At 36.1% G+C, this 16,691-nt stretch carries 19 protein-coding genes and 1 pseudogene; 14 read left to right on the top strand and 6 right to left on the bottom strand.

Annotation, left to right across the window (positions count from 1 at the left end):
• Positions 1–142 precede the first annotated feature (142 nt).
• From CN288_RS05875 to glpD, 4 genes are all read left to right on the top strand, one after another.
• Positions 143–700, top strand: coding sequence for a glycerol-3-phosphate responsive antiterminator (locus CN288_RS05875; RefSeq protein WP_090691615.1), 558 nt, complete (start codon positions 143–145; stop codon positions 698–700).
• A gap of 225 nt (positions 701–925) precedes the next feature.
• The gene (glpF, locus tag CN288_RS05870) at positions 926–1,747 is read left to right on the top strand and encodes a glycerol uptake facilitator protein GlpF (RefSeq protein WP_026590581.1); all 822 of its coding nucleotides are present in this window, start codon (positions 926–928) and stop codon (positions 1,745–1,747) included.
• A gap of 13 nt (positions 1,748–1,760) precedes the next feature.
• The gene (gene glpK / locus CN288_RS05865; protein WP_098301942.1) at positions 1,761–3,251 is read left to right on the top strand and encodes a glycerol kinase GlpK; all 1,491 of its coding nucleotides are present in this window, start codon (positions 1,761–1,763) and stop codon (positions 3,249–3,251) included.
• Between the two features lie 131 nt (positions 3,252–3,382).
• On the top strand, positions 3,383–5,065 hold the full coding sequence (gene glpD / locus CN288_RS05860) for an aerobic glycerol-3-phosphate dehydrogenase (RefSeq protein WP_026590579.1): 1,683 nt from the start codon (positions 3,383–3,385) through the stop codon (positions 5,063–5,065).
• 567 nt (positions 5,066–5,632) lie between these two features.
• Here glpD and prsA read toward each other — a convergent pair.
• On the bottom strand, positions 5,633–6,490 hold the full coding sequence (prsA, locus tag CN288_RS05855; RefSeq protein ID WP_026590578.1) for a peptidylprolyl isomerase PrsA: 858 nt from the start codon (positions 6,488–6,490) through the stop codon (positions 5,633–5,635).
• Between the two features lie 321 nt (positions 6,491–6,811).
• Between prsA and CN288_RS30190 the strand changes: the two are divergent.
• Positions 6,812–6,917, top strand: a pseudogene (locus CN288_RS30190) (YjcZ family sporulation protein).
• 31 nt (positions 6,918–6,948) lie between these two features.
• On the opposite strand, the gene CN288_RS05850 reads toward CN288_RS30190, so the two are convergent.
• Positions 6,949–7,143: a hypothetical protein gene (locus CN288_RS05850; protein WP_035414548.1), complete on the bottom strand. Its 195-nt coding sequence runs from the start codon at positions 7,141–7,143 to the stop codon at positions 6,949–6,951.
• Between the two features lie 119 nt (positions 7,144–7,262).
• On the opposite strand from CN288_RS05850, the gene CN288_RS05845 reads away from it, so the two are divergent.
• Positions 7,263–7,598: a DUF1878 family protein gene (locus CN288_RS05845; RefSeq protein ID WP_026590577.1), complete on the top strand. Its 336-nt coding sequence runs from the start codon at positions 7,263–7,265 to the stop codon at positions 7,596–7,598.
• Positions 7,599–7,604: 6 nt separating this feature from the next.
• On the opposite strand, the gene CN288_RS05840 is transcribed toward CN288_RS05845, so the two are convergent.
• Together CN288_RS05840 and CN288_RS05835 are read right to left on the bottom strand one after the other, a co-directional pair.
• Positions 7,605–8,162: an HTH-type transcriptional regulator Hpr gene (locus tag CN288_RS05840; RefSeq protein ID WP_026590576.1), complete on the bottom strand. Its 558-nt coding sequence runs from the start codon at positions 8,160–8,162 to the stop codon at positions 7,605–7,607.
• Positions 8,163–8,462: 300 nt separating this feature from the next.
• Positions 8,463–8,825 (bottom strand): YtxH domain-containing protein, encoded by a 363-nt coding sequence (locus CN288_RS05835; RefSeq protein ID WP_098301941.1) that lies wholly within the window; start codon positions 8,823–8,825, stop codon positions 8,463–8,465.
• 79 nt (positions 8,826–8,904) lie between these two features.
• Here CN288_RS05835 and CN288_RS05830 point away from each other — a divergent pair, with 79 nt between their 5' ends.
• Entirely contained in the window at positions 8,905–9,096 is a 192-nt protein-coding gene (locus CN288_RS05830; protein ID WP_098301940.1) for a hypothetical protein, read from the top strand.
• A gap of 26 nt (positions 9,097–9,122) precedes the next feature.
• Here CN288_RS05830 and CN288_RS05825 read toward each other — a convergent pair whose 3' ends face one another.
• Positions 9,123–9,557 (bottom strand): HIT family protein, encoded by a 435-nt coding sequence (locus CN288_RS05825; RefSeq protein WP_026590573.1) that lies wholly within the window; start codon positions 9,555–9,557, stop codon positions 9,123–9,125.
• A 577-nt stretch (positions 9,558–10,134) separates the two neighbouring features.
• On the opposite strand from CN288_RS05825, the gene ecsA reads away from it, so the two are divergent.
• The 7 genes from ecsA (at position 10,135) to CN288_RS29450 (ending at position 16,196) form a co-directional block, all read left to right on the top strand.
• Entirely contained in the window at positions 10,135–10,878 is a 744-nt protein-coding gene (ecsA, locus tag CN288_RS05820) for an ABC transporter ATP-binding protein EcsA (RefSeq protein ID WP_026590572.1), read from the top strand.
• Positions 10,871–12,082: an ABC transporter permease gene (locus tag CN288_RS05815; protein ID WP_026590571.1), complete on the top strand. Its 1,212-nt coding sequence runs from the start codon at positions 10,871–10,873 to the stop codon at positions 12,080–12,082. The genes ecsA and CN288_RS05815 overlap by 8 nt, the downstream gene beginning before the upstream one ends.
• A gap of 13 nt (positions 12,083–12,095) precedes the next feature.
• Entirely contained in the window at positions 12,096–12,815 is a 720-nt protein-coding gene (locus CN288_RS05810; protein WP_098301939.1) for an EcsC family protein, read from the top strand.
• Between the two features lie 412 nt (positions 12,816–13,227).
• Positions 13,228–13,410 (top strand): hypothetical protein, encoded by a 183-nt coding sequence (locus CN288_RS05805; RefSeq protein WP_090691635.1) that lies wholly within the window; start codon positions 13,228–13,230, stop codon positions 13,408–13,410.
• Between the two features lie 88 nt (positions 13,411–13,498).
• Positions 13,499–13,975, top strand: a complete 477-nt coding sequence (locus tag CN288_RS05800; RefSeq protein ID WP_026590568.1) for a PH domain-containing protein — start codon at positions 13,499–13,501, stop codon at positions 13,973–13,975.
• On the top strand, positions 13,968–15,377 hold the full coding sequence (locus tag CN288_RS05795) for a PH domain-containing protein (protein ID WP_098301938.1): 1,410 nt from the start codon (positions 13,968–13,970) through the stop codon (positions 15,375–15,377). The genes CN288_RS05800 and CN288_RS05795 overlap by 8 nt, the downstream gene beginning before the upstream one ends.
• Positions 15,378–15,758: 381 nt before the next feature.
• A complete protein-coding gene (locus CN288_RS29450) occupies positions 15,759–16,196 on the top strand; it encodes a hypothetical protein (protein WP_231503896.1) in 438 nt (145 codons plus the stop codon).
• Positions 16,197–16,254: 58 nt separating this feature from the next.
• On the opposite strand, the gene CN288_RS05785 is transcribed toward CN288_RS29450, so the two are convergent.
• Entirely contained in the window at positions 16,255–16,473 is a 219-nt protein-coding gene (locus CN288_RS05785; RefSeq protein WP_098301937.1) for a penicillin-binding protein, read from the bottom strand.
• Positions 16,474–16,691 lie beyond the last annotated feature (218 nt).

Genomic DNA, 16,691 nt, shown 5'->3' with positions numbered 1-16,691 from the left:
TTATTCACCTTTTTTTTATGATATCGACCGCTCGACACGACGTGACAAGAAAGTAGGATGAAAAATTCTTCTACTAGCTTTTCTTTTTCCTTAATTTGTGTACTATAAAGAATAGGATGATGTAAAAAAGGGGACTTTTTGAATGGGATTTCATGAGCAAAAGATTTTGCCAGCTGTTCGGCAAATAAAAGATTTAGAAAAATTATTACATAGTTATTATGAGTATATTGTTATTTTAGACATTCATATCGGTCAATTGAAGAGTGTTGTGAAACTTGCGAAGCAGCATGGTAAAAAGGTATTTTTACATGTCGATTTAATTCACGGGTTGCAAAGCGATGGCCATGCGACGGAGTTTTTATGCCAAGAGTATAAGCCATATGGACTATTGTCGACAAAGGCAAGTGTGATTATGAAGGCGAAGCAAAAGGGTGTTGTCGCGATTCAGCGTATCTTTTTAATTGATTCGAGTGCAATGGAGAAAAGTTGTAATCTGTTAGAGAAGACAAAACCAGATTATATTGAAGTGCTTCCAGGCGCTTTAACAGGTGTGATTGCCGAGATGAAAGAACGGACGGGCGTACCGATTTTAGCAGGCGGCTTTATTCGTACGGTTGATGATGTAGAAAGAGCGTTAGCAGCTGGTGCAACAGCGATTACAACATCGAAAAAAGAACTATGGAAACATTTCCAAAAATAGTGTCGAAAATGTGAAAAAATTTGTTGACACCGCTTTCATTTGCGGTTAACATTATAGACAAGTTAATAAACGTGACGGAGAAAAAAGAGATCCACATTTCATTGTTTCTATATTTTTATATAGAAGCGTGCCAGGTGTGGATCTTTTTCTTTGGGAAAAAATGAATGTTCATTCATTTTACCTCTATCACATTGAAAGCGTTTAAATTGATTATGGGGGGATTTTATGTCAGCATATTTAGGGGAGTTAATAGGGACAGCGTTGTTAATCTTACTTGGTGGCGGCGTTTGTGCTGGTGTAAGTTTAAAGAAGTCATTTGCTAAGGATTCAGGATGGATTGTTATTACGATGGGATGGGGCTTAGCGGTTGCCATCGCAGCATATGCAGTAGGATCAATTAGCGGGGCACATTTAAACCCGGCAGTAACAATTGGGCTTGCTTTTAAGGGAGCGCTTCCATGGAATGATGTACCAGGTTATATAGCAGCGCAAATGATTGGGGCAATCATCGGTGCAATTATCGTATATTTACATTACTTACCTCATTGGAAAGAAACAGAAGACCCAGGTACAAAGTTAGGTGTTTTTGCAACAGGACCAGCAATTCCGAACACATTTGCAAACCTTTTAAGTGAAATGATTGGAACATTCGTTTTAGTATTTGGTATATTAGCAATTGGAGCAAATAAATTCGCGGATGGTTTAAACCCATTTATCGTAGGTTTCTTAATTGTAAGTATCGGTTTATCATTAGGTGGAACAACAGGTTATGCAATTAACCCAGCTCGTGATTTAGGACCTCGTATTGCACACTTCTTCCTTCCGATCCCAGGAAAAGGCGGATCAAATTGGAAGTATGCATGGATTCCGGTTGTGGGACCAATCTTAGGTGGATCACTTGCAGGTTTATTCCATCAAGTTGTATTTGAAGGAAAACAAAATGCAGCACTTATTTATGTGATAATTGCAACTGTGATTGTACTAGCAATCTCTTATATGACAAGCAAAAAGAGCGAAAACAATACAAATAGTAGAAAAGTAGCATAAGGGGGAACCGAGTATGAAAAAATATATTCTTTCATTAGACCAAGGAACAACAAGTTCACGCGCAATTCTTTTTGATAAGGAAGGAAAAATTGTTCATTCAGCTCAAAAAGAGTTTACACAACATTTTCCAAAGCCAGGCTGGGTAGAACATAACGCGCACGAAATTTGGGGATCTATTTTAGCGGTTATTGCAACTTGCTTAAGTGAAGCAGATGTAAAACCAGAGCAAATCGCGGGCATTGGGATTACAAACCAACGTGAAACAACGGTTGTATGGGATAAAGAAACGGGTAAACCAGTTTATAATGCAATCGTATGGCAATCACGCCAAACAGCAGAAATTTGTGATGAGTTAAAAGAAAAAGGCTACAACGACATGGTTCGCGAAAAAACAGGTCTTTTAATTGATGCATATTTCTCTGGTACGAAAGTAAAATGGATTTTAGATAACGTTGAAGGTGCAAGAGAAAGAGCAGAACGCGGCGAATTATTATTCGGTACAATTGATACATGGCTTGTATGGAAATTGTCTGGTGGTAAAGCGCACGTAACAGACTATTCAAACGCATCACGTACATTGATGTTTAATATTTATAACCTAGAGTGGGATGAGGAACTGTTAGACATGTTAACAGTGCCAAAGAGCATGCTTCCAGAAGTACGACCATCATCTGAAGTATATGCTCATACAGTTGATTATCATTTCTTCGGTCAAAATGTACCGATTGCAGGTGTAGCTGGTGACCAACAAGCAGCATTATTTGGACAAGCTTGCTTCGGTGAAGGTATGGCGAAAAATACATACGGAACTGGTTGCTTCATGTTAATGAATACAGGTGAAAAAGCAGTTGCGTCTGAGCATGGTCTATTAACAACAATTGCATGGGGTTTAAATGGTAAAGTTGAATATGCATTGGAAGGAAGTATTTTCGTAGCAGGTTCAGCAATCCAGTGGTTACGTGATGGCATGCGTATGTTTAAAGATGCAAGTGAGAGTGAAGAATACGCCAATCGCGTTGAATCAACAGATGGCGTTTACGTTGTTCCGGCATTCGTAGGACTTGGAACACCATACTGGGATAGTGAAGTGCGCGGAGCAGTATTTGGCGTAACGCGTGGTACAACGAAAGAGCACTTTATCCGTGCAACGCTAGAGTCATTAGCATACCAAACGAAAGATGTATTATGCGCAATGGAAGCAGATTCCGGTATTAAGCTGAAAACATTACGCGTTGACGGTGGAGCAGTTAAGAACAACTTCTTAATGCAGTTCCAAAGTGATATGTTAGATGTTCCAGTAGAGCGTCCAGAAGTAAATGAAACAACGGCTTTAGGTGCAGCATATTTAGCAGGTCTTGCGGTTGGATATTGGGAAAACCAAGACGAAATTAAAGCGCAGTGGAATATGGATCGAAGCTTTGCACCGGCAATGGAAGCGGAAACAAGTGAAGAGCTATATGCTGGCTGGAAAAAAGCAATTGAAGCAACAAAAGCTTTCAAATAATCATAAGCAGTGTTATAATGATGATAAGTTAATAATTCGGTAGGAGATTTGGAGAGACCACAACGCGCTATAGATTGATTTCTATAGCGGAGTTTGTGGTCTCTTTTTTCGTATAATAGGGAGGAATTACCATGGAATTTTCAAGTAAACAACGTAAGGACGTATTAAACGGAGTAAATAAACAAGAGTTAGATGTGATCGTAATTGGTGGAGGGATTACTGGTTCTGGTATTGCATTAGATGGAGCAACACGTGGTTTATCAACAATTGTATTCGAAATGCAAGACTTTGCAGCAGGTACATCAAGTCGTTCAACGAAACTTGTACACGGTGGTTTACGTTATTTGAAACAACTTGAAGTGAAAATGGTAGCAGAGGTTGGGAAAGAGCGTGCGATTGTATATGAGAACGGTCCCCATGTAACAACACCAGAGTGGATGTTACTTCCATTCCATAAAGGTGGTACGTTCGGTTCATTCAGTACATCAATCGGTCTTCGTGTATATGACTTCCTAGCAGGGGTAAAACGAAGCGAACGTAGAAAAATGTTTAGCCGTGAAGAAACAATGAAGAAAGAACCGCTTGTAAAACAAGAAGGATTAAAGGGCGGCGGCTATTACGTAGAATATCGTACAGATGATGCACGTTTAACAATTGAAGTAATGAAAGAAGCAATCAAGCGCGGTGCAAAAGCAGTTAACTATGCAAAAGTAGACGGATTCTTATATAAAGATGGAAAAGTATGTGGTGTACGCGTTATCGACTTATTAGATGGCGAAGTATATGAAGTGTACGGTAAGAAAATTGTAAACGCAGCTGGTCCTTGGGTAGATACATTACGTGAAAAAGATAATTCGAAAAAAGGAAAAGTACTGCAATTATCTAAAGGTGTTCACTTAGTTATCGATCAAAAACGTTTCCCGCTAGGGCAGGCGATCTATTTTGATACACCAGACAAACGTATGGTCTTTGCAATTCCGCGTGGCGGGAAAACATATGTAGGTACAACTGATACATTCTATGATAAAGACGCAGCAGTACCACAAATGACAACAGAAGATCGCACATATATCATTAATGCAATCAACTATATGTTCCCAAGCGTGAAAATTACAGAAAAAGATATTGAATCAAGCTGGGCTGGTGTTCGTCCATTAATTTATGAAGAAGGTAAGAGCGCATCTGAAATTTCTCGTAAAGATGAAATTTGGACTTCAGAATCTGGTTTAATTACAATCGCTGGTGGTAAGTTAACAGGATACCGCAAAATGGCAGAGATGGTAGTAGACTATGTAACGTCTCTATTACAAAAAGAAGGCCACGGTTCTTATCCGAAGAGTGAAACAAAGCATATGCCGATCTCTGGTGGGCATGTAGGTGGCTCTAGTGGGTTCCCAACATTTATTACGAAAAAGGCTGGGGAAGGAACAAAATATGGTTTAACAACGCAGCAGGCAGAAGAATTCGCGAAATTCTATGGTTCTAACGTTGATGTTCTCTTTAGCTTAGCAAAAGGATTGAAAGCAGATGCAAAAGAATATAACATGCCGTTAGACGTGCTTGTACCGCTTGTATACGCAATGGACTATGAAATGACAGCAAAACCTGTTGACTTCTTCGTACGCCGCAGAGGAGCTGTATTCTTCAATATTCACTGGGTATATGAGTGGAAAGAAGCAGTAATTGCATATATGGCGGCAAAATTAGGCTGGAGTAAAGAAGAACAAATGAAATACACAGCTGAATTAGAGAAAGCATTAACGGACGCTGTAGTCCCTGTAGATCAGCAGGAGCAAGCAGCAGCGTTAGCGTAATCGTTTATACGTAGAATAGAAAGAAAAAGAGTTGTTCGATGGAACAACTCTTTTTCTCTTGCATCATTTACATTTTCCAAATATAAATGATTAATATACTCGTATTGACGATAAGAGCAAATAGTATAAACCGTTAAGATTTAAATTCATTCCTTACAAAATAGAAAAAATCTAGCTGAATAAATTCTTATTTCAGCTTCCTCTAATGACAATAGGAAAGTTCTCCTAAGGCACTTTTTTAGCTAGGCGAAATGATAGGTAAGGTTCATTTGATATGAAGAAATGGAAGCATGAATGATTCGGAGAACGTAGGAAGAGGGGGAAGGTGAGCTAACGCCTCAACACAATGGCTTTATTCCTGAAAAAACATTAGTAAGGTTTGAAAAATAAAAAATAATATTTTTTATGCTTTTTCATGTTTTTTTGTTATAATAGCATACGGGTTAAGGGAAGATTTTTTATCTTCTCTTGTGTTTTTATCTGCATCTAGCTATTTGCTAGATGCTTTTTTAGTTCCGTTCCATAAAAAGAGCTGTCAGGTTTCCCTGACAGCTTTTTTTTATTACATTATTTTTTTTCTTTTTCTTCTTTTTCAGCTTTTGGCGTTTCGAAAGTATCTTTTAAATCTTTATCTTGGACTTTCACATCAGCCTTTTTAAGTTCGTCTTCTTGAAGTTTCATCATGAATTCGCCATCTTGCATCTTTTTCGCAACAAGTTGTTTTTTGATGTCAGCTTTTGAATCTTCAAATGATTTCTCTTGTTTTTTAATGTCTGTTACTTTAATGATGTGGTAACCGAAGTCTGATTTAACAGGTTCACTTACCTCATCTTTTTTCATTTTATATGCAGCATCTTCGAATGGTTTTACCATTTTACCAGGTCCGAAATAGCCAAGATCTCCGCCTTTTTCTTTTGATCCTGGGTCTTCAGAGTATTGTTTTGCTAACTCTTCAAAAGATTTACCTTGATTAAGTTCTTCTTTTACTTTTTTCGCAGTTGCTTCATCTTTTACAAGAATGTGGCTTGCCTTAATTTCAGGCTTGTAATTTTCTTTTAATTCTTTTTCAGTAATTGTGCTTTCAATTGCTTTTGTCATTGCTAATTCAGCACGAACGCTCTCTTTGAATGATTTCTCTGTAAAGCCTTGTTGTTTTAGAGCAGCGTCAAATTGATCGCCCAGTTGCTTTTTGTATTCGTCGTATTTTTTGTCGACTTCTTTATCATCGACTTTATGGTTTTTAACAAGTACTTGTTCTAGTACCATACCACGTAACATTTGTTTACCAACTCTGTCTTTCATTTTGTTGTAAAATTCTTCTTTTGAAATGTCACCAGCTTTAGAGGTAACGACTTTATCAGATGATCCACATGCTGATAAGGCAAGCAAACTTGTTGCTGCTAAGGCAAGCATAGCTTTCTTCATTCAATAAACACTCCTACTATTATGTATTTTTAATTCATCCCGCACAAATGAACTGTTGCCTCATGTGAGGTTATGTTTGTTCATAAGAGCCCGATTAAGTCTCATCAGTTTTGCTTTCTTATAGAGTGAAAAGTCTGCTTAACAGGGCTTACCGAGGCTAAGGATGAAATTTAGCTGAAAGTCAATTTATTCTATAGTATAAGCAATATGTACAAAATTTAATATATCATATTTCGACGTCTTTTCCTATTGATAAAGAAAAATTCTCCATTTGTTTATCGTGATTGTCAGATTATGTAGAGGGTACCATATTGGGCGAATGTGCATATAAAGGAAGGGGAGGGGTGGGCGAATGAATGCATCACTTATTATTTTATTGCTTGTACTGTTTATTTTATTAGTTATTATAGGTATAATTTGCTTATAGAGGAAAAAAGTGAGGAAGGGGCTTTCCTTCCTCACTTTCCATGAAATATAATTTCTATATAACTAGAAATTAATAGAATCGTAATACATACATTAATCACCCGAAAAGCGTTCGTTTGACGGTTTTCGGATAGTTGTTTTCGCACGCACAGTGTATGCGTCAGGAAATTCGTGTAGAATAGAACAATAAGTGCGAATGTGACAAAAACAATTTCTATAAGAGTCACGAGGAGATACCTCCTTTTGGCCAAAATACATATACTTTTATATATTGTATCATACGATATTTTGTTCGTGTTATAAAATTCAGAAATAGAAGACATTGGGTTAGAAAGTGAGGGTGAAAATGGACGTTGTAAAGCGACTAGAGCAAGCTGAATATTATGTAGAATTACTTTTTCAAATGATCGATGAAGATAAGTGTCCATTTTATTCTTTAATTATAAAGAAAAAAGCACGTAAAAAGGATATTGAACGTATACTAAATCTTTGTGAACAATTGAACGAACAATACATAGCAGAGAAACAAGAAGGTTTACTTTTGTTTGATGCTCTTTTGGAGCAATTTGAAAAAGCGCTTCCACATCAGCTCGAAGTAAACGAGACTGCGGAAGCGCTACATAGACAAGGCTTATTTCAGCCAATTATGCAAGAATTTTTAAGTATGAAAGCGAAAAAATAACCGGTATTATTTTTTAACTAATTTTTGATCGTGTTCTGTAAAGTTTTCCTCAATATTTTCTAATGATTTCTCAAAAATATCGATAAAATCTTGTCCGTAAATATTTCTTAAAATCGCGATCAATTCGATATTTTCTGGGAACTTACCATAAAAATTGCGAAGAGCAAGAGCTCCGTTAAAGACAGAATTGTTTTCAGGGTCATACTCCTCCATTAATTGCAGCAGCAATTTTTCCCCTTTTTCTGTAATTTCAATATACGTATTTCGCTTATCATCCTCTTTTTTTGAGAATACAAGATAGCCACGCTCTTCAAGCTTTTTAGAGAAGTTAAATGCGGTTGATACGTGCATCACACCAAACTTTGCAATCTCAGAAATAGAAGCCCCTTTTAAATGATAGGCAATAGATAAAATATGGTGTTCGTTAATGTTTAAATCATACGGTTTGATCCACTGTTGCCAATCTTTCTCTACACATTTCCATAATGCCTTCGATAATTGAGCAATGCGTTGGCTAAAAATCATTGCTTCTTTGACCGAATACTCTTTTTCTCCACTTTTCATATACTCACCCACTTTTACATTCTTATTCATTAGTATCTATTATGCCAGTAAAATAAAAATTAATAAAGTCTTTTTGTGAGAATTGTGAAAATTTTTCGGAAAAATTATAATTTTGTACAAATCATGCATAACTGTGGAAGCGTTTTAGATGTCACAACTATAAGTGTTATCTTCACGTAGTAGAGGATAACATATATTGTAAATGCATAAAAACACGACATATCTATGTGATATGTCGTGTTAGGAGAAATATTTATAAAAAATATTTGTTATATGCAAAAACTAAGAATGGAACATCATTTATGCTTTTTCTGGAACTGTTTGTTGTAGTTTTTCAATTGATTTTTGAATGTCTAAAATCTCTTGTTCAATATGACGTTTGTTTTGAGCAATATCTTGTTTCCATGTGGAAAGCGTGTCCTGCATATCAACTTTCAATTCTTGAAAAACTTCTTTACCTTCTGAAGCTGTTTCAACAATTTGACGTTTTAATAATTTTGTATCAGCTGCAATATCTGAAAACGTCTTTTTTACATCATTTCCTTTTTCCTTTAGTTTATTGCGCATAACTTTACCTGAAGAAGGAGTAGAAAAAAGAACGGCTAGTCCAGCGACAGCTCCGCCGCAAATTAAGCCTGTTACAAAGGATTTAGCTTTTGACATAAAAGGAAACCTCCTTATTTTTTGTTCATATTCATGATGTACAAAACGGTGCATATGCTTAAGACAAGGGGGGAGAAAAGTGAAACTCGTGACAAATATTTGTTTTATCGTAAGTCTTTTCTTTCTTGTACGTGCTATGCATTTACTGTTATTTATAAAACAAAAAAGATCGTATCCTCCAGCATTTTGGGTTAAGAAACAAGCCAAGCAGTATATCTCTTTTGGAGGAGTAGGCTTGTTATGTACAATCTTGTTTTATATGCTACTATAGTTCATTTTATAAAGCGTGTTCTATCCTTATTTTACACTATTTGCAATGGTACTTGCGATGTTTTGTAAATTTTCTGTCGTATATTCATTTTGGTTTGATTTCCAAACAGCGCCAAAACCATCGTTTTCACCGTAGCGTGGAATTAAATGAAGGTGGAAGTGGAATACAGTTTGTCCAGCTTTTTCACCGTTGTTATTTAGAAGATTAAAGCCGACTGGGTTAAATTCAGATTTAATCGCATTTGTGATTTTTGGAACGACAGAAAAAATATGTGATGCAATTTCTGGCGTTAAGGCAAAAATGTCTTGTTTATGTACCTTTGGAATGACAAGTGTATGACCTTTTGTCACTTGGCTAATATCTAAAAATGCAAGCACATGTTCATCTTCATATACTTTTGAGCAAGGGATTTGTCCTTCAATAATTTTACAAAAAATACAATTATCCGCTGTGTGATTCATTGTCCTCATCCTTTCAAGTAGGTCTTAGCCGTATTTTACCATACTTACATAGGAGAACAAATACGAAAAACAGGAAGCTGACTCAGCTTCCTGTTTTCTGAAGAGGGATTGAAAAAGCATTTCATAATAATCTACCGTTCGCAGACACCTCATTTATTTAGGAAATATGTGACAATTCGGCTCGTATTCTGCCTTAGACACCCCATTTACAATGAAATGATAATCCTTTATAAAATGAACTTGTTTATTTTATAAAACAGTATATACTCTCCTCGAGACACCCCGTTTCTAAAATTAAACAAATTATCTGGTTTCGTGTAAATTTTCTTTGTCCATTATGGACACCCCATTTCATGATGATTTCGCTAGGCTGTATTCATCAATTTGGTGGTTGCTTTTTCAATGTGTTCCTTCTTCACTAATTATGATGTCCCGTTTTGCAAGAGATATGTAAAGAAATTAAATTTTTTTTGAAGAAATTTAGGTACTATGTAGTATCCTTTGTTTTTTGATAAGATGAAGGTATACGTTCTGATGGAATACAAGCAAATGAATATAATGAAGAAAGTGGTGTCATATGGGACAGTTATTACGTGTAGAAAATGTCACAGGAGGATATACGAAGCGGCCGGTGCTGCAAGATGTTTCATTTTCTGTTAATAAAGGCGAGCTTGTTGGCTTAATTGGTTTAAACGGAGCTGGAAAAAGTACGACGATTAAACATATTATCGGTTTAATGGAACCGAAAAAAGGTAGCGTTACAATTAACGGAAAAACAATTCGAGAAGATATGACAGCGTATCGATCTAGTTTTTCATTTATTCCTGAAACACCTGTATTATATGATGAATTAACATTAGAAGAACATTTAAAGTTAACAGCAATGGCATATGGAGTGGAGGAGAAGCAATATGAAGAACGCGTAGGGCAACTATTAAAAGAATTTCGAATGACGAATCGTTTAAAATGGTTCCCGGCTCATTTTTCAAAAGGGATGAAGCAGAAAGTAATGATTATGAGTGCTTTTCTTGTTGAACCGTCTCTTTATATTGTCGATGAACCTTTCGTTGGACTCGATCCATTAGCGATTCAATCGCTACTTCAAATGATGGACAAGATGAAAAAGAGTGGTGCTGGTATTTTAATGAGTACCCATATTTTAGCGACTGCGGAGCGCTATTGTGATTCCTTTATTATTTTACATCAAGGTGAAGTGCGGGCGAAAGGAACATTATCTGAGTTGCAATCGCAATTTAATATGCCGGGTGCAACGCTAGATGATATTTATATTGCATTAACAAAGGAAGAAGATTATGAATAGCAAAGCATTGTGGAAAGAACGGTTCAAGTATTTCTTAAAAGAAGTTCGTACATATAGTAAGTATGTTTTTAATGATCATTTAAAGTTTATTTTCGTATTTATCATTGGTGCCGGTGCATATTATTATCAACAATGGTTGCAGACACTAACACCTTCATTTCCGACCGCACTTGTAATGGCAGTATTGCTAGGGCTTGTGTTAACAGCAGGATCCATTCAAACGTTATTAAAAGAAGCCGATCTTGTGTATTTGCTTCCAGTTGAAGAGAAATTAAAGCCATACTTTACAAAAGCGTTTCTCTTTACGTTTATGATTCAGCTGTATGTGATAGCAATTGCAGCGGCAGCACTTGCTCCGCTATATCTTCAGCAGATGAAGCAAACAGGAGAGGCTTACATATGGATTGTGGCCGCACTTATTTTCGTTAAAGCATGGAATTTATTTGTAGCGTGGGAAAAATCATTTTTAACAGATCCAAGTATGCAGCGTGCGGATTGGTTCATTCGCTTTATATGTAACGGATTATTTGTGTACTTTCTTGTAGAACGTACGCCTGTAATTTATATAGGAGTGATTCTCTTTGTAATGGTTGTATATCTCGCATTCATGTATCAAACAGTAAAGGGAAAACCGTTAAACTGGGAATACTTAATTGCAGAAGAAGACAAGAAAATGATGCGCCTGTACCGCATTGCCAATATGTTTGTCGATGTACCAGCATTAAAAGAGCGAGTATCACGCCGAAAATGGCTTGATTTTGTGCTTTCAATGATTGGGGAAAATCGTACATATTTATATTTGTATACACGTACATTTTTAAGATCTGGCAACTACTTTGGTCTTTATATGCGCTTACTTACTATTGGCGGTGTGATTCTTTACTTTATACCGTTTTTATATGGACGTTTCATTGTAAGCATCGTATTTCTATATTTAATTGGTTATCAATTATTAAGCCTTTGGAAACACCATCGTTTAAAACTTTGGCTTGATTTATATCCAGTGAACGCTGAAGAAAAGAAAAAGGATTTTCTGAAACTGTTAAATGCGATTTTATGTATAGGCAGTGTTGTATTTACCATCATTTTTGCGGTCGCAACAAAAGATATGATCATGACTTGTATTGTATTTGCCGTTAGCATAGCTTTTAGTATTGGTTTTGTATATCAATACGGTGCAAAACGTATCGAACGCTTAAACTGAAAGGAATGAAATTATGACTGAATATGAAGAGAAGGTCATAAAAAAATTGCAGCAGTGGAAACTTACAATCATGAAAGATTCTTCTATAATGAATCGTTTTTCAAAAAAGGTACAAACGAAAATGCAACAGCTAATTCCGGAAAAAGTGCAAAATGTATTAACAGAAACGATTAAAAAGATGGTCCAAGGTATTAGTGCAGGATCGAATTTTATAAAACCGAAGTTAAAAGAAACAGATTGGTCGCTTGAAAGAAGAGATGCAGAGGTTTTAAAGAAGATGGATGAGTATAAAAAGGTTGCGGCCGCAGAAGGTGCCGGAACAGGAGCAGGTGGTTTTCTTTTAGGGCTTGCAGATTTTCCGCTTTTACTCAGCATTAAAATTAAGTTTTTATTCGATGCAGCGACAATGTATGGATTCGATACGAGTAAAGAAGAAGAGCGCCTCTTTATCCTACACGTCTTTCAGCTTGCTTTTTCCAGTGACAATCATCGCAAGGAAATATGGAAAGCAATCGAAACGTGGGACACAGAGAAAGAAAATCATATGAACTGGGAGAAATTTCAGCAAGAGTATCGAGATTATATCGATTTAGCGAAGATGCTGCAACTTGTACCGGTTATTGGTGCCCCGGTCGGTGCCTATGCAAACTATCAATTGTTGCAACGGCTTGGTGAGGTGACGATGAATTGCTATCGCCTTCGTTTCCTTCAGCAGAAGGGAATATCGATTTGATATGTTGCTTTGAAATGAAGTCATGAAGTTTCAGCCCCTTTGGCTATCTTACCAAAGGGGGTTTTTGTGTCTAAGAGAAGAATAGTTGAAATAGGAATGTGGATGAGACTGTAGTAAAAAAGGTATTACCTCAATCGTTCGAGCTAAACGTAGTCGTTATGAATACTCCCCCACTTAACTTCGTTTGAAGTAGGGATACTCTTTCGGTAAAATCTGATAGAAAAACGATTGGGGGAGTATTGTTCAACGATGAGGGGATGGTGTTATGAGTGATAGTATGAATATTATTATCGGTTTAACTGATTACGATCAGAGCCCGTTTTCGCCCTATGTCACGTGAAAACAGTGCAGGCCCTATTTTATTTTCTTTGAATGTTGAGAATCAATCAATCGATAGAGGGGAGAGGGAAATATGAAATTTCGAAAAGACTGGTGGCTAGGTTTCCTCGGGTTTATTGGAGTGTATAAAATTCCAAACGTAATAAATGCATTTCAAGGTGAACAGGACTGGACGGCATTGATTAGCCTGATTTGGTTCATTTGGTTCGGCTATTTCATTCCGGAGAAGAAAGATGATGAAAAGAAAGAATTGTAATAAAAATGATTCTCTTTCTATGTAATTTTCTGTAAAATAGTAAGATGAAAGAATTCATATATTAGATTACTAAATTTGGAGTGATTCGATGCAGCCACTGGAAAATGAAATTCATCCTGATATGGTCAAAGTTTGGAAAGCTCGTGTTGTAATGGAGCTGGGCATAAGTGTGTTAGTTATCCTTGCTTATCTCTTTTTCATGATTAAGTTTAATTGGTGGGCTTGGCTGTTTTATATCCTAATTGGACTAACGGTTGTGTATACACCGCTTGATTATTTTGTCTTTCCAAAAATACGGCAGCGTTATTACAGCTACCGCTTAAATGAAGAAGAATTAGAAATTCAGCACGGCATGTTTACAGTTAAACGTGTATTAGTTCCAATGATACGTGTGCAACACGTTACAATTGAGCAAGGTCCAATTATGAGAAAATATGATCTAGCAGAATTACAAATTTCAACTGCCGCTACTTCTCATAGTATTCCAGGTTTAAAGATGAGAGAAGCAGAACAATTGAAACGACAAATTGGAGAACTTGCGAAGGTGAGTGATGAGGATGTATAAGAGGCAGCATCCAATCACGATGTTACTTGAATTAAAGATAACAGACTTTATACCATTCATTATTTTTCTGTTTAGTTTAAAAGGGAAATTTCCATTTTGGTATTTAGTACCGATAGGTTTCCTAGTGATTTCAGTTATCTCTATTATTGTTGAGTGGTACTATAAAGTATATTGGGTTGAAAATAATGTACTGCACATTAAACAAGGGTTATTTGTGAAGAAAGAAAGTTACTTGAATAAAGAGCGCGTCCAAACAATTAATACAAGTTCAAGTATGTTATATCAAGTATTAGGTTTAACAAAGCTGAAAATTGAAACAGCTGGCGGTGGTAATGAGCCTGAGGTCAGTTTAGCAGGTATTACGATGGATGAAGCAAAATCATTAATTACAATGTTAAATGAACAGGCAGGGGAAGCCGTAGAAATACAAGAGGATTCTTCACAAATTCGTGTGGAAGAGGAGAATAAGACGGAATATAAGTTGACTTGGAAAGAGATCTTATTAGCGTCGGTTACGTCCGGTCAATTTGGTTTGTTGTTCTCTCTCTTATTCCTTGTTTATTCGCAAGTAGATGAGTATATCCCGAAATGGATGAAAGACAAAGCAGAAGCATATGTGATGGATCATGATGTGTATGGCTGGATTTATCTAGTTGCGATGTTACTTGTTGTTTCTTGGATCGTATCTACAATTGGCTACGCCTTAAAGCATGCGAACTTTACTGTGCACCGGAAAAATGATGAAATTCGTATTTCACAAGGGCTTCTTGAGAGAAAAGAACTTGTGTTAAAGCTGCACCGCATTCAAGGGATCACGATAAAAGAAGGGATATTCCGTCAACCATTTGGCTACTGTTCTATTCATGTAGAAGTCATTCAAAATAATGAAAAAGGTGAGGAGAACGTTACACTTCATCCAGTTATTCGGAAAGACCGCGTCGCAGAATTGCTTGCACATTTACAGTTGCCATATGAACTAAATCCTACTATTACAGCCTTGCCAAAAACGGCACTGCGTCGCTATTTATTAGACAGTTTTATTTTCTTTTGTATATTAGCAGTTCCGGTTACAGGCGCAAGTATATATTTTGAAAAATACTTTATTATTTGGCTACTGTTACCTCTGTTTGTATTACTGATGTCACTTGGTTATGCGACATTCCGTGCAGGTGGTTACAGGGTAGAAGAGGAACAGTTGACAATGGTGTATCGTAATATTGCTAAATATACGGGACTCGTGAGAAGAAGGCATGTACAATCAATCGAGAAAACACAGTCTTATTTTCAGCGTGGAGCCCATTTATGTTCGCAAACTTTCTCTAGTGCATCCACAAATTATAAATTAGAGCATATGCGTTTGGAAGATGCAGAGCGTATGGTGGATTGGTATAAGGATAAATAGCATCTATATAACAGTAGCGCAGTTCAATTGATTTGAACTGCGCTATTTGTATTTGTAAGAGTAGAATCTTGATAGGAAATGAATAGAATAGACGATATTTTTTTATGTTTTGAGGTATCAGATGAACTTACTTCTTTTTCCTCACGAGCTCCCCAATAGCTGGCCAAAAAGGTAGGGAGTAAGTAGCAAGATAAAAGCTTCATAATGTTAAAAAATGACCTGTTTCAGGTTTGTTATGTCACTTTGAAATTAATTTGTACAAGATTTTATATTAAAAAAAGAAACGCTCAAGCCCTCCAGAATTTGTGTCCAATCACTCTTTTTATATCATTCATACATTAATGTGGGAGGGGGGGGAATCCTATCGTAACGTTACTACAATTGATTAGACCGTCCGCATTTAGAGCTGTAAAAGCATTTAACCAGAATATACCTACAGCACAATTTAAACAGATTACGTATGAAACGAAACAATTCGATTTAAAAAATGAGTATAATATATCCGACTCAACCTTTGTTCCTGCAAGAAAGGGAGTATATGCTATTACTGCAGGTGCAGCATTTCTTGCTACTTATCCTTTTGATATTTCTCGTACTATAACAATGTTAATACGTGTAAATGATATCGATATTGTTAGAGAAGATCACTATTTTGTGCCAAAATTAGTTGGGCGGCCTCATGCCGTAAGAGTAAGTACGATTCTACAATTAAATAAAAGGGATAAAGTTCAAGTATGGACAATGATTAGCGGAGGAAATATGACTATTTTGAATAACGAAGGAACACGTTTTGAAGTAGCTAGATTTTCATCTCCATAAAATTGCATCAGTATAATCAAAAAAAGAGCTTTTTGGAAAGCTCTTTTTTTTCATCTAATTATTCAATTCGAAGTGCTAAAATATCTCCACAATCTAAAACAAGTATAGTTCCTGGTTCTGTTTCATTATCTATAAAAGTTGCACAAAAATTGTCCGCATTGAAATTAACAAAAATAACATCTTCGAGTGTATTTCCACTTAAATAAATATCTACTTCTGTACCCAATGGTAAAGTTACTAACTGTTCACATACGCATTTATCATGATTATTAGCCATTTAAAAGCACCTCCTTTTAGAAATATTTTATGTTTAAATGCAAGAATTGCTTGTTTAATAGTCTATATTTCAAAGAAATGGTGGTTTAGTCTCGTATACAAAAAAGAGAATAGGAAAAAACAGTTTACCCTATAATTTAAATGTGGAGAGATAACAGTTTCGTTTAGGTATGGGATGTGTTCTACATATTAAGAAAAAATAATAAATTGCACTTTTAC

This window comes from Bacillus sp. AFS023182 (genome assembly GCF_002560575.1).
Lineage (GTDB): Bacteria > Bacillota > Bacilli > Bacillales > Bacillaceae_G > Bacillus_A > Bacillus_A arachidis.
The sequence above is the reverse complement of the archived record's forward strand: the minus strand, read 5'-3'. Positions and strand labels throughout refer to the sequence as shown.

Bases quoted from the DNA above. Each gene is read 5' to 3' on its own strand.
- CN288_RS05875 (WP_090691615.1), top strand. From the start codon at position 143: ATGGGATTTCATGAGCAAAAGATTTTGCCAGCTGTTCGGCAAATAAAA.
- glpF (WP_026590581.1), top strand. From the start codon at position 926: ATGTCAGCATATTTAGGGGAGTTAATAGGGACAGCGTTGTTAATCTTA.
- glpK (WP_098301942.1), top strand. From the start codon at position 1,761: ATGAAAAAATATATTCTTTCATTAGACCAAGGAACAACAAGTTCACGC.
- glpD (WP_026590579.1), top strand. From the start codon at position 3,383: ATGGAATTTTCAAGTAAACAACGTAAGGACGTATTAAACGGAGTAAAT.
- prsA (WP_026590578.1), bottom strand. From the start codon at position 6,490: ATGAAGAAAGCTATGCTTGCCTTAGCAGCAACAAGTTTGCTTGCCTTA.
- CN288_RS05845 (WP_026590577.1), top strand. From the start codon at position 7,263: ATGGACGTTGTAAAGCGACTAGAGCAAGCTGAATATTATGTAGAATTA.
- CN288_RS05840 (WP_026590576.1), bottom strand. From the start codon at position 8,162: ATGAAAAGTGGAGAAAAAGAGTATTCGGTCAAAGAAGCAATGATTTTT.
- CN288_RS05835 (WP_098301941.1), bottom strand. From the start codon at position 8,825: ATGTCAAAAGCTAAATCCTTTGTAACAGGCTTAATTTGCGGCGGAGCT.
- CN288_RS05825 (WP_026590573.1), bottom strand. From the start codon at position 9,557: ATGAATCACACAGCGGATAATTGTATTTTTTGTAAAATTATTGAAGGA.
- ecsA (WP_026590572.1), top strand. From the start codon at position 10,135: ATGGGACAGTTATTACGTGTAGAAAATGTCACAGGAGGATATACGAAG.
- CN288_RS05815 (WP_026590571.1), top strand. From the start codon at position 10,871: ATGAATAGCAAAGCATTGTGGAAAGAACGGTTCAAGTATTTCTTAAAA.
- CN288_RS05810 (WP_098301939.1), top strand. From the start codon at position 12,096: ATGACTGAATATGAAGAGAAGGTCATAAAAAAATTGCAGCAGTGGAAA.
- CN288_RS05805 (WP_090691635.1), top strand. From the start codon at position 13,228: ATGAAATTTCGAAAAGACTGGTGGCTAGGTTTCCTCGGGTTTATTGGA.
- CN288_RS05800 (WP_026590568.1), top strand. From the start codon at position 13,499: ATGCAGCCACTGGAAAATGAAATTCATCCTGATATGGTCAAAGTTTGG.
- CN288_RS05795 (WP_098301938.1), top strand. From the start codon at position 13,968: ATGTATAAGAGGCAGCATCCAATCACGATGTTACTTGAATTAAAGATA.
- CN288_RS05785 (WP_098301937.1), bottom strand. From the start codon at position 16,473: ATGGCTAATAATCATGATAAATGCGTATGTGAACAGTTAGTAACTTTA.